Below are 12,844 nucleotides of genomic sequence, written 5' to 3' on the forward strand. Positions count from 1 at the left end.
TTGTACTCCCTGCTGTCCTAGGCCTGATTCATCAGAATCACAGCACCAGTCACTAACAAGTTGACCAACGCCAATGGCAAACAAACTTTCCAACCAAAATTCATCACTTGGTCATAACGTGGACGCATTAAAGAACCACGCGCCAATACAAACATCATTACAAAGAATGCTGTTTTAATCACGAACCAAAAAACGGGTGGAACAAATGGAATTTCTAAGTTAAATGGTGCAAGCCATCCGCCGAAGAATAACGTTACGATCAGTGCAGAGATTAAAACCACGTTCACATATTCCGCAACGAAGAACATCCCCCACTTCATCCCACCATATTCAACGTGATAACCTTCCGCCAATTCTTGCTCAGCTTCTGGTTGGTCAAATGGATGACGATGCGTCACTGCAACACCAGCAATAACAAAGATAATGAAACCAATGAATTGTGGAATAACAAACCAAACATCACGTTGAGCTTCAACGATTTCACGTAGGTTGAATGAGCCTGCAATCGCAACTACACCCATCAATGAGATACCCAAGAACACTTCATAAGAAATAGTTTGAGCAGCAGAACGAAGACCACCGAGTAATGAGTATTTGTTGTTAGACGCCCAACCACCAAATAGCACTGCATAAACTGCGATACCTGCCATTGCCATAAAGAACAATAGACCGATACTCATATCCGCAACGCCCAGTGTAGGACTTACTGGGATGACCATAAACGAAAGTACCGCAGTTGCCATGGCAACTGCTGGTGCTAAACGAAAAGTCAGCTTGTCGGCAAACTTTGGTGTCCAGTCTTCTTTAAACATGATCTTGAGCATGTCGGCAACGATCTGGAACATACCACCTGGGCCAACACGGTTTGGACCATAACGGTCTTGCCATAATGCCAGGAGACGACGCTCAATAAATGACATTAACGCAGCAACCAAAACCACCACCAACAGGATCACAACTGCTTGAATCACTGAATAAGCGATTGGCCAGTTCTCAGCCCAAAGTGGCGTTTGACGTATAATTTCTTGATTCATGAATTACACTCCTACTGCCACAGACACAGGCTCTGCCAATGAAACGGTTGGTGCTAGACCAATTGGATAACCAATATAGCCTGTTGGTAAATATTCGATGACCTGTACAGGTAAGCTGATGCTCGTTTCGCCTGCTTTCACGGTAATACGTTGACCATCTTGAACATTTAAGCGCGTCGCATCTTGTTCACCCACGGCAAACATCGCTTCAGGAATACGTGATTCCATTGCTGGTGTTTTAATGGTGAATTCACCTGAACCAAAGATATGGTGCATTGGCACAAGACGGAAGCTTTCAGGATTCACAACCACGGCAGTCGGTGCAACATAGCTACGTGCAGGACGTTTAGCTAAACGATCAAATAGACGCACACCTGAATCACCGCCTTTTAAGTGACCACCCACTTCATCTTGGTATTTATTCCAAGCTTGTGGCGAGTTCCAACCGGCAGCCCATGCGAAAGGTACTAGCGAAGAAGCTGTCTGATTACCGACATAACCTTCCATCGAGAACGTTAATGCTGAATCTAGATCAGTTGGCTGTTTAGGTTCATGAACAGATAATGGTGCACGCATTGCAGTACGACCTGAGTAACGACGTGGCTCACGTGCAATTTTCAAACCATGAACACGATAACCTGCATCTGGTGCAACATCTTGAATCGCTTCAAGTACTGGTACATTCTTCACGATGTCATCAATTACATCATCAAGCAATGTCCAATCGACTGCTTTACCTTTAAGACCTGTCTCAACAGCATGTAACCAACGCCATGATTCTTTGATCGCATATTCAGGCTTGTAGTAGCTTGGGTCATACACTTGATAGAAACGTTGTGCACGGCCTTCTTGACTCACTACAGTGCCATCACCTTCAGCAAAACTTGCAGCAGAAAGAACGATATCTGCTAGTTTCAGAGTTTCTGTTTCACTATGATCCAATACAATTACAGCCTCAGCTTTCTCAAGTGCAGCTTTGACTTGTGCAACTGGTAAACGACGAGTTAAGTCATTTTCAACCACAACAACAGCATCATACTCTTGAGCAAATGCCTGTTCTAAGCTTAAACCACCGAATAATGCTAGACCCATTGAGTTCACTTCAGGAACCGTCAAAGATAAACCAGCATTTTCACCAAGATTCTGTGCAACTTGTGCAGCAGCTTCCATAATCGCTGAGTCTTGCAAGCTTGTACCAGAGATAATCAATGGTTTTTTCGCCGCTTTTAAAGTGTCAGCAATGGTTTGTGCAAATGCTTTTGCATCATCGTCAAGACCAGATACTGTTTCACCTTTTACAGCAGCAGCGACAGCAAAACCTAAACGTGCGATGTCATTTGGCGATGCAACAACTTCACCTGTTGCAACATCCGCTAAACGCGTTTGTGTTGCAGCAAGAATATAAATCGGTGATTTTGCTTCTTGACCAATACGTTGTACAGGTTCTGCTAACCAGTCTGGTGTACGAGTAGCAGCAGCCATTTCTTTGGCTTTATTTTTCGCTGCTTGGCGAACCGATAAAGCCATACGTGGCGCAGTTTGAGTTAAGTCTTCACCCAAGATCAACACCGCATCGTAACTTTCAATTTCACGCATATTCGGGTTGTAAATACCCTGTGTTTGCATGATTGAAGCAGCCAATTCAACCAGATTTTGCTCTTTTTGAGACAATCCAGTTGAATAGTTGTCTTGTCCAACCAATTGACGTAGCACATAGTTTGATTCCAAGCTTGCGCGTGGTGAACCAATACCTAATACTTTTTTGCCTTTTAGTTGAGCAATGACTTGATCAAGTGCTTGATCCACACTCACGGTTGTAACAGCGTCACCATTACGGAACTGTGGTTGACGTGGACGATCTGCACGATTCACATAACCTGTACCGAAACGACCTTTATCACACAAGAAGTATTGATTGACTGAACCATTGAAACGGTTTTCAACACGACGGATTTCGCCATAACGCTCACCTGGTGAGATGTTACAACCTGAAGAACAGCCTTGGCATACGCTTGGTGCATATTGCATGTCCCACTTACGGTTATAACGTGCTGAATGCGTCTTATCAGTAAACACACCAGTCGGGCAGACTTCAGTCAAGTTACCAGAAAATTCAGACTCTAGAGTTCCTGATTCTGGACGACCGAAATAAACACGTGATGCATTCGCATAAACACCAAAGTCGGTACCACCAGCATAATCTTTGTAGTAACGCACACAACGATAGCACGCGATACAGCGGTTCATTTCGTGTGCAATAAACGAACCCAACTCTTGATTATGATGGGTACGCTTCGTGAAGCGATAGCGACGACGATCGTGTTGTGTCATCACCGTCATATCTTGTAAATGACAGTGACCACCTTCTTCACAGACTGGACAGTCATGTGGGTGATTGGTCATCAAGAATTCAACGATTGATGCACGAAAATCCGTTGCTTCTTTGTCTTCAATGGAAATAAAGGTATTGTCAGCAGCTGGTGTCATACAAGACATGACTAAGCGCCCACGTGTATCTTCCGCATTATTATATTGCGTAACAGCACATTGACGACAAGAACCAACAGAACCTAAGGATGGGTGCCAACAAAAATACGGGATGTCGATACCAAGGCTGAGACATGCTTGCAGCAAGTTTTCAGAGCCATTGACTTCATACGATTTTCCATCGACATGAATTGTAGCCATAGTCGAATTCCTTAAGCTTGTTCTACGTCAAGAGCAGCAGCATGGGTTTTAACCTTTGCTTCAAACTCATGGCGGAAATATTTTAATGCGCCCATAAGCGGCTCCATCGCACCCGGTGCGTGAGCACAGAAAGTTTTACCGATCCATAATTTACGCGTCAGTTCTTGTAAATGATCGATATCTTCTTTCTTACCTGTACCTGTTTCGAGTGCTTTCAGCGCTTTGACTGCCCAAGGTAAACCATCACGGCACGGTGTACAGAAACCACATGATTCACGTGCAAAGAACTCTTCTAAGTTACGCGTTGCAGAGACCATACATTGGGTTTCATCAACCACCATCAACAAACAGGTTCCTAAACGTGAACCTGCTTTCATGATGCTTTCAGCGTCCATTGGCAAGTCAATATGTTCAGCCGCCAAGAAATCTGTTGATGCGCCACCCGGTAACCATGCTTTCAGTGTTAGACCGTCACGCATACCACCTGCATGGTCTTCAATCACTTCACGCGCAGTTGTACCAAATGGCAATTCCCAAAGACCTGGGAACTTGACCTTGCCTGACGCACCATAAATCTTGGTGCCTGGGTCTTTGGACTTGTGCGCTGACAGGTTGATGTACCATTCAGGACCACGCAGCATAATTGCAGGCAGGTTGTTGTAGGTTTCAACGTTGTTGACAATCGTTGGACGACCCCATGCCCCTGCCACCTGTGGAAATGGTGGCTTGGTACGCGGATTGGCACGACGGCCTTCAAGCGAGTTGATTAATGCAGTTTCTTCACCACAGATATAACGCCCTGCACCCGTGTGAACATACATCTCAAAGTTCCAACCAGTACCGAGGATGTTTTCACCCAAGTAACCTTTGGCACGAACTTGCTCTAATGCTTCATTCAAGTATTGAGCAGCTTCGATATATTCACCACGAATGAAGATATAACCATGCGTTGCTTCAAGGGTATAACCTGCAATCAACATCCCTTCGATCAATTGATGTGGAAGTTTTTCCATCAACAAACGGTCTTTAAAGGTCCCTGGTTCCATTTCATCAGCATTACAAATTAAATAGCGTGGACCACCATCATTTGGCGCCATCAACGACCATTTAATTCCAGCTGGGAAACCTGCACCACCACGACCTTTAACCGTCGCAGCTTTAATCACGTCAAGTACATCTTTTGGTGGCATGCTGAGCGCTTTTTTGAAGCCTGCATAACCTTCTAAAGCTTCGTATTCATCAGCATTGCGTACAGCATCTTGCTTACTCAAACGCCAAGTGAGTGGATGAGTTTCTGGATTACCGTCGCCATAAATTGGTTTTGGTTCAGTATTCATACATACTTCTCCAATAACTGTTTAACTGATGACACATCCACTAAACCGTGAGTATCTTCATCAATCATTAACGTTGGGCCTTTATCACAATTGCCTAAACAGCAAATTGGGAGCAAGGTGAAACGACCATCTGGAGTGGTTTGTCCATACTGGATGCCTAACTCTCGCTGAAATGCTTCTGCTAAAGTTTCTGCACCCATCAAGAAGCATGCAATCGAGTCACATAACAAAATCACATGACGACCTACAGGTTGGCGATAAATACGGTTATAGAACGTTGCTACACCCTCTAAATCCGCCACACTGATTGTCAACAATTGCGCAATCGCATTCATTTGAGCGTCATCTACCCAGCCATTACGACGTTGTACGCATTTTAATGCATCCAATGATGCCGCACGTGGATATGGATAGTGATCAATATGATGTTCAATGTCATGGATTTCTTCAGCGGTCAAAATCCCTTCAACATTCACACGAGGTTTTTTATCAGTCAAAATCATCATAATCGTTTACCTCTAGCGATCCACGTCAGCCATAACCACGTCAATGGTCGCCAAATAAATGATCAAGTCAGAAACCAAACTGCCATTAATCACAGAAGGCATTTGCTGCAAATGCGTGAAAGTCGGTGTACGAATACGAGTACGGTAACTCATGGTTGACTTGTCTGAAGTCAAGTAATAAGTACTCGCACCTTTCACTACTTCAGTCATAAATGATGACTCACCTGCAGGCATGACAGGACCCCAAGACACGCTCAAGAAGTGCGTAATCAAGGTTTCAATATCTTGTAATGTCTTATCTTTTGGTGGTGGGACAGCCAGTGGATGATCCGCTTTATAAGGACCAGATGGCATGTTGTCCAAGCACTGTTGAATAATTTTCAACGACTCAGTAATTTCACGGAAGTGAACCAAGACACGTGCATATGCATCGCCTTCATATTCCACTGGAATATCAAAGTCGAAGTTTTCATAACCACTGTATGGACGATATTTTCGAACATCAAAGTCAATACCCGTCGCACGTAAACCAGTACCCGTCACACCCCACGCCAACGCAGATTTAGCATCGTATTGCGCAACATTGCGGGTACGACCGATAAATACTGAGTTTTTAAGTGCCGCAGTATAGTACTCGTTCAAACGTTTTGGCATCCACTCTAGCAACTCTTTAACAAGTTTTTGCCAATTGTTTGGAAGGTCATGCGCCGTACCACCGATACGGAACCATGCTGGATGCATACGGTAACCCGTGATCGCTTCAACGATGTCATAGACTTTTTGACGGTCTGCGAACATATAGAATACAGGAGTCATACCACCCGCATCCTGAATCGCTGTACCACAGAATAATAAGTGGTTATTGATTCGGAATAATTCGTTTAACATCACACGAATGACTTGCGCACGCTCAGGTACTTTAATACCAGCAAGCTGTTCAACCGCCATCACATAAGGCATGTTTTGCGCACAACCGCCTAAGTAGTCAACACGATCGGTATAAGGAATAAATGAATGCCATGTCTGACGTTCAGCCATCTTTTCCACACCACGGTGGTGATAACCAATATCAGGCACACAGTCTTTCACTTCTTCACCGTCCAATTGCAATACGACACGGAACGCACCATGTGCAGATGGGTGGTTAGGACCTAAGTTGAGGAACATGAAGTCTTCATCAGCGTTACCGCGTTTTAGACCCCAGTCTTCAGGGACAAAGCGTAAGTGTTCTTGTTCGAAATCTTGTTTCGCTTGATCTTGCATATATGGCGTATATTCTGTCGCACGCGCAGAATATTCTTTACGCAACGGATGACCTTCCCAATAAGTCGGCAGCAAGATACGACGGAGCATCGGATGCCCTGCGAAATCGATACCAAACATATCGTAAGCTTCACGCTCGTACCAGTTGGCATTTGGCCAAATATTGGTTGCGGTTGGGATGCTTAAATCACTTTCATTTAATGCAACTTTGATACGGATATCACTATTACGCTCAAGCGATAACAAATGATAGAACACAGTAAAGTCTGATGCTGGTAAACCATCACGGTGAACACGCAAACGCTCATCTACCGCAGATAAGTCAAACAACATCACATAAGGACGTTCCACTTTACGGAGGAACATAAGGACTTCTTGCACGCGTGCGCGCTCAACCCAGACTGTTGGAAACTCTTCACAAGTCGTCTGCACGTAAAAGTTCTCACCAAATTTGGTTTTGAGCTCTTCTACAATTGCAAATGCTGGGCGTGAATCGACTTGAGTCGATTCTGGCATAGCAATGTCAGTTTCAGCCATTGGCTTGGCTTCCTATTTAATACAAATTCTGGCAATTCTTTCCGATGACCATATCCATCAGGGATATGTCAAAAACTCATCGTTAAAATTATTTAATTTCATCCATAGAGCGTAAGTTTTTCACCGCAATACGTTCAGCATTTTTACGGTCACGTTCTGGCATCATCTTTGGCTTATACACAGGCTGAAGATCATCACCAATAACCGCTGAAAGTGGACGGCGCTCTAGTTGAATTTGGTCTTGAAGTAACATCAATGCTTGAATCAATGCTTCTGGACGTGGTGGGCAACCTGGGATGTACACATCAACAGGAATAATTTTGTCTACACCTTGAACCACTGAATAGATGTCGTACATACCACCTGAGTTAGCACAAGCACCCATTGAGATCACCCATTTTGGTTCCAACATTTGTTCGTACAAACGCTGAATAACAGGTGCCATTTTAACGAAGCAAGTCCCTGCAACAATCATCAAGTCAGCCTGACGTGGTGAAGCACGAATAACCTCAGCACCAAAACGTGATAAGTCATGTACGCCTGTCAAAGTTGTTGCATATTCAACGTAGCAGCATGATGTACCAAAGTTAAATGGCCATAATGAGTTTTTACGTCCCCAGTTGACTGCGGTATGCAACACATCTTCAAGACGTGTCATCATCACACTTTTATTCACTTCTTCCTCAAGTGGATCAGTGACGATTTGACGATCTTGTAATGGATATTGATCGGCATCCGGATTCGCACGGGTTAAAGTATATTTCATCCCGACTTACTCCTGTTCAAATGATGATGTAGTCGGTGTTTTAGATTTAACACGACCAGAAGACTGTGCTGGAATTTGACCAGTAGGATCGACAACGAGTTCTTCGATATTATTGAATCGAGTAATGTCAGCGATATTCATATTTGGTGAACCAATTTTTGTTTTGATCCCTGCTGCTTTACGACGATCCGAAGGTGCCCAATTCAGTCCACCAGTTGAAAGTTCGTAAATCAAACCAATCAATAAAATCAAAATAAAAATTGCAGCAGCTGCAAAGCCAACCCAACCTACTTCACGCACAGAAGTTGCCCACGCGTAGAGGTAAAGTGCTTCTAAATCAAAAACGACAAAGAAAATTGCAACTAAATAGAATTTGGCTGACAAGCGAATACGGGCACCACCCGCACTCACTACACCTGATTCAAACTGTTCTTGCTTGGCACGTCCCCATGCTTTACCCCCAAGGAGTAAAGGAACGGTCAGCATAAAAACGCAAAGAAATGTAACGCCGATCACGAAGGCAATAATCGCCCAATCGTATGGAGTAATGGCACTCATGCGGGGATAACTCCTGGCAGGCCTATTTTTAACAAAGAATGTATGTATTGGCCTTCAAATACACCAAACACAAAATTAATTCCGCCAATTGTACCTGATTTCTAATTTCTCATGCTAGTTGAAGCGCTTTAGTCTTTCGGATGATTTTGTCCTTAAATTTACAAATATATCCAATAACATGGTTAATTCACCCTCAAAAATCGAATTAACTAATCAAACACCAGAAGTTAATCATTTTTTTCTTTACTCGTGCGCCAAAAACATCCGCCTTTCGCACCCTATGCGCAAAAATATTGCAGCATGAACTAAATCATTGCATTGCGATAAATTTATGATGAAAATTTAAACAAATTTTATATAATAGTGCCACACCACACTTAACTTTTCTGGCTTCATTTAAACCTGCCAACTCGGTTTTGCTAGAGTTACTGAAGCGTCCTCCACAAACATGACGCCCCACCAGCTTTATCGGTGCGATTGTTGGCTAAGCGTACCCGCCTTTGCAGCGTTCAGGCAACGACTTAAAGCGTTTAAACCCCAAACCATTCAGGTACAGCTTAGACCGAATAACCTGCTCGGACGTTTGGGTGGCGAGGAGCTCACCATTTTTATGGCAGACACCAGCCTTAAGGCTGCCTACGCCTGTGCTGAACAGATTCGCCAACACATGAGCCAAACCGCTATTTCAATTGATCAACAACGGCATTTTTTCATCCAGCTCAGCATTAGCCTGTGTATTTGCATGCCTAAGAACCATCAAGCGATGAAGCATTTATTCAATCAAGCGGATGATGCATTTTATCAGGCAAAAAGACAGGGCCGAAATTGGGTGGTCATTTCGACATAATATGTTGCAATTCAGCAAAATACTTTAATTATCTTTATACACAGCCGACGCAATAGATGAGTATTCTAAAAGAAGCAAACAAGGAGAAAAATATGCATCTAGAATACACCCACGACTCGGATTATTTCTTTTTTTCACAACTACTGATGCGCCATATAGAAAATTATGTTCGAAAACATCCAGATGCTGACAACGCGATTTTTGATTTAAGAGACATATACGAAGTATTTAGAGAGGATTTTGCGGCGACCACAACCAATCTAGAAAGTATTCTCAATATTGCCGATAGTTACAAGGTAGAAACCCTCAATGGAGATCAGGCACTCATCAAAAGCTATAAAATTGATATTAAGAACAATTCACTGTTGATTGACTTTAATACGGATGCGCTTAATGGTTTACGCTCAGGACAGCCATTGATTGAACCCGACCCATCTGTGCATGAATAAAGAGTAAGTCAATCTATCCAAGTTTTAAGCCATACACTTTACCAAAGCCATAATGGCTTTGGTTTCTTATAAAATCCTAATGCCCGAAATCTAGATTTTATTTTTACCGCTTTGTTTATAACGTTTGGCTGGCCAGGTCATGACAAAACGCGCCCCACCCAAGTTTGGGCTTTGGTCAACCTGAATCTCACCACCAAACCAGTAGGCGATACGACTTACGATCGAAAGGCCTAAACCATAGCCACCCGATGCACGGGTACGGCTATCGTCCAGACGCGCAAACGCCTCAAAAATGCGAGAGCGCTCCTGCTCTGGAATCCCTGGACCATCATCCTCCACACACACATAAGCCTTGCCATCAGCACGCACACCACCACTGATACGCACCTTGTTGTCACAGTAGCGCACTGCATTGCCCACAAGGTTCTGTACCACACGGTGCAGGTAACGGCGCTCGGCATCAACACGCAATGTCAAAGGCGGCGCAATCAGTTCAATTTCTTTCTGGGTTTTGAGTGCCTCAGTCTCCATTACCACCTGATCCAGCACCTCGACCAACACAAGGTCTTCAAAATCAAGCGATGGTGTGCCCTGCTCCAGTTTGGCATAGGTCATGATCTCATCAATCAGGGTATTGAGCGCCTCAATATCCTTGTCAATCATTTCCACCTGCTGAATACGGTAACTGTAGTCGTCCTCTTCCGCCAGCATCTCCATACCAAAGCGGATACGGGCCACAGGCGTTCTCAGCTCATGCGAAACCGCGCGCATCAATTCCCGCTGTGCCTCAATCAGGCGCTGGATATGGTCTGACATATTGTTATAACTTGATGCCAGATTTGCCATTTCATCGGTCCCCTCTATCGGGACACGCAATGACAGGTCGCCTGACTTCATTTTATTCAGGGCATGACGAACCTGACGGATTTTACGTTCAAGCGGTAGAATCAAACCATAAACACCCAAGCTCAATAAAAACAGGCTGAACAGGGTGATACCAGCCGCAAGCTGGAAAGGCATCCAGTTGAACATGGGCACTGGGCCTAGAACCAATACCTGTGCAGGGTGGTTAGGCATGGGAGACACAATCGAGATGGTGGTGCCACGTATACTGGCGCTGTCTTTATAAAGCAGCACGCTCTGGTCCTGACGCAAACGGCCAATCTGCTCAGAGTCGAGGTTAATGTCTCGGATATCGGCAATTTCAATGGGATAATAGAAGTGCTTTTTAATTTTTTCCAGATATTCGCGCTCTTGACCTGGATAAAAGATCAGGTAGTCCAGCACAAAAATCGGCAGCGCTTTCATCTGCCGTTCACCTATTTTATCCACCTTAATGTAGAGAAAATGTTTGGGATCGTCTTTCAGCCCAATAATCACATAACCAATACCATTATTGGCATCGTAACGAACCACAGACTTTTGTTCGGCAATCCGCTTTCGCTCGGTACGGGAAAGTTCCACCCGCGCCGCATCAACATAGTAGATCGGAAGCTCCAGCAAATCCGAAGCATCTGAAATCCAGTCCAGCTTTTGCTGTTTTTCTGGTTGGCGAGCCACGCCCTCACTGATGACATAGGAAATACCATCTGTCAGGGATTCACGATATTCCTGCGCCCGTTGGTAGTTGATGATCTGCACCAGCAAATAACAGAATACCGCCACAACAACGACCAAAACCACCAGTCCAGCATAAATACGCAAGAATATGCTGTTTTTCAGTACTCGACTTACCATAAAGAAAATAGCCCGAGTGAATTAATGCGCTGACTCAATATCAAAATGAATATTAGGCGAACACAGTTCGCCCCTACCCAAGTTTCAATGATGAATGGAATTACATACCATGGGTTTGCTTGACGAACAAATAACCCTTGCTACGAACGGTCTTGATACGCTTTGGATTTTCTGGATCATCACCAATTTTTGGACGGATACGGGAGATACGCACATCAATTGAACGGTCCTGACCATCGTATTCAATGCCACGTAAACGCTCAAAGATGTCTTCACGGGAAAGGATACGGCCCGCATTTGAAGCCAACAACCATAACAGGTCATATTCCGCGCTGGTGAAATCAACCAGTTCACCATTCAGGGTCACAGAACGACCACCGTTATCAATCACCAGATCATCAAACTCGATACGTTGCGCCACTTCATCCTCAACCGTCTTGTCGGTACGGCGTAATAACGCACGGATACGTGCAAGCAAGACACGTGGCTGCACAGGCTTGGCAACATAGTCATCTGCACCCATTTCCAGACCTAGCACCTGATCCATATCTTCAGTACGCGCAGTCAGCATCAGGATCGGTTGATGATAATGTGGACGCACTTCACGACAAACGGTTAGACCATCCGCCCCAGGCAACATCACATCCAATACCACTAAATCAGGCTGCTCACTGGTAATACGACGAATGGCACGATTACCATCAGTTTCAACCCCAACTTCCAAACCGTTACGGATTAAATACTCCTGGGTTAAGCGTGCTAAACGTTCGTCATCTTCAACGATCAAAATCTTTGGTAACTTTTCTTCTTGGCTCATTTATTTGCCCCTAATAATTTTACAGATACATTGGTTTATGATTTGCAATATACACACGTTTACATTGTAAACAAGTGGTCGTTCACCAAACTGATACACGTCCACCCAGTTTTGTTATATTTTTATTAATATTATGAATTTTAATGTCTTTTTCAGAATTGCATGCTTGTTATAAACAACATAGATATTGAGTATAAATTTTGTACCAGTATTAAACAATTTGTTTCTTTGCGCTTCCGAAATAATTTAAGTGTCTGTTTTTTGAGTTATCCACAGAGTTATCTATACGTCTTTTTAAAGCCCTT

General features: G+C 44.0%; 11 protein-coding genes. 2 read left to right on the forward strand and 9 right to left on the reverse strand.

Annotation, left to right across the window (positions count from 1 at the left end; genetic code table 11):
* Positions 1–17: 17 nt before the first annotated feature.
* The 7 genes from nuoH to ndhC all read right to left on the reverse strand — a co-directional run bounded on the left by nuoH (position 18) and on the right by ndhC (position 8,689).
* The gene (gene nuoH, locus F988_RS10660; RefSeq protein WP_004663752.1) at positions 18–1,034 is read right to left on the reverse strand and encodes an NADH-quinone oxidoreductase subunit NuoH; all 1,017 of its coding nucleotides are present in this window, start codon (positions 1,032–1,034) and stop codon (positions 18–20) included.
* A 3-nt stretch (positions 1,035–1,037) separates the two neighbouring features.
* Positions 1,038–3,722 (reverse strand): NADH-quinone oxidoreductase subunit NuoG, encoded by a 2,685-nt coding sequence (nuoG, locus tag F988_RS10665; RefSeq protein WP_004682952.1) that lies wholly within the window; start codon positions 3,720–3,722, stop codon positions 1,038–1,040.
* An 11-nt stretch (positions 3,723–3,733) separates the two neighbouring features.
* Positions 3,734–5,059, reverse strand: a complete 1,326-nt coding sequence (gene nuoF, locus F988_RS10670; protein ID WP_004682953.1) for an NADH-quinone oxidoreductase subunit NuoF — start codon at positions 5,057–5,059, stop codon at positions 3,734–3,736.
* Positions 5,056–5,565, reverse strand: a complete 510-nt coding sequence (gene nuoE / locus F988_RS10675; protein WP_004682954.1) for an NADH-quinone oxidoreductase subunit NuoE — start codon at positions 5,563–5,565, stop codon at positions 5,056–5,058. The genes nuoF and nuoE overlap by 4 nt, the downstream gene beginning before the upstream one ends.
* Before the next feature lie 12 nt (positions 5,566–5,577).
* Entirely contained in the window at positions 5,578–7,365 is a 1,788-nt protein-coding gene (gene nuoC, locus F988_RS10680) for an NADH-quinone oxidoreductase subunit C/D (RefSeq protein WP_004682955.1), read from the reverse strand.
* 88 nt (positions 7,366–7,453) lie between these two features.
* Entirely contained in the window at positions 7,454–8,131 is a 678-nt protein-coding gene (locus tag F988_RS10685) for a NuoB/complex I 20 kDa subunit family protein (RefSeq protein ID WP_004638049.1), read from the reverse strand.
* Positions 8,132–8,137: 6 nt separating this feature from the next.
* Positions 8,138–8,689 (reverse strand): NADH-quinone oxidoreductase subunit A, encoded by a 552-nt coding sequence (ndhC, locus tag F988_RS10690; protein WP_004638048.1) that lies wholly within the window; start codon positions 8,687–8,689, stop codon positions 8,138–8,140.
* A gap of 448 nt (positions 8,690–9,137) precedes the next feature.
* Here ndhC and F988_RS10695 point away from each other — a divergent pair, with 448 nt between their 5' ends.
* Together F988_RS10695 and F988_RS10700 are read left to right on the forward strand one after the other, a co-directional pair.
* The gene (locus tag F988_RS10695) at positions 9,138–9,536 is read left to right on the forward strand and encodes a GGDEF domain-containing protein (RefSeq protein WP_228127130.1); all 399 of its coding nucleotides are present in this window, start codon (positions 9,138–9,140) and stop codon (positions 9,534–9,536) included.
* Between the two features lie 92 nt (positions 9,537–9,628).
* The gene (locus tag F988_RS10700; RefSeq protein WP_004682958.1) at positions 9,629–9,985 is read left to right on the forward strand and encodes a hypothetical protein; all 357 of its coding nucleotides are present in this window, start codon (positions 9,629–9,631) and stop codon (positions 9,983–9,985) included.
* Positions 9,986–10,075: 90 nt separating this feature from the next.
* Here F988_RS10700 and bfmS read toward each other — a convergent pair whose 3' ends face one another.
* The gene (gene bfmS / locus F988_RS10705; protein ID WP_004682960.1) at positions 10,076–11,722 is read right to left on the reverse strand and encodes a sensor histidine kinase BfmS; all 1,647 of its coding nucleotides are present in this window, start codon (positions 11,720–11,722) and stop codon (positions 10,076–10,078) included.
* 100 nt (positions 11,723–11,822) lie between these two features.
* Positions 11,823–12,539, reverse strand: a complete 717-nt coding sequence (gene bfmR, locus F988_RS10710) for a response regulator transcription factor BfmR (protein WP_004682962.1) — start codon at positions 12,537–12,539, stop codon at positions 11,823–11,825.
* Between the last annotated feature and the right edge of the window lie 305 nt (positions 12,540–12,844).

Source organism: Acinetobacter parvus DSM 16617 = CIP 108168 (assembly GCF_000368025.1).
Taxonomy (GTDB): Bacteria; Pseudomonadota; Gammaproteobacteria; order Pseudomonadales; family Moraxellaceae; genus Acinetobacter; species Acinetobacter parvus.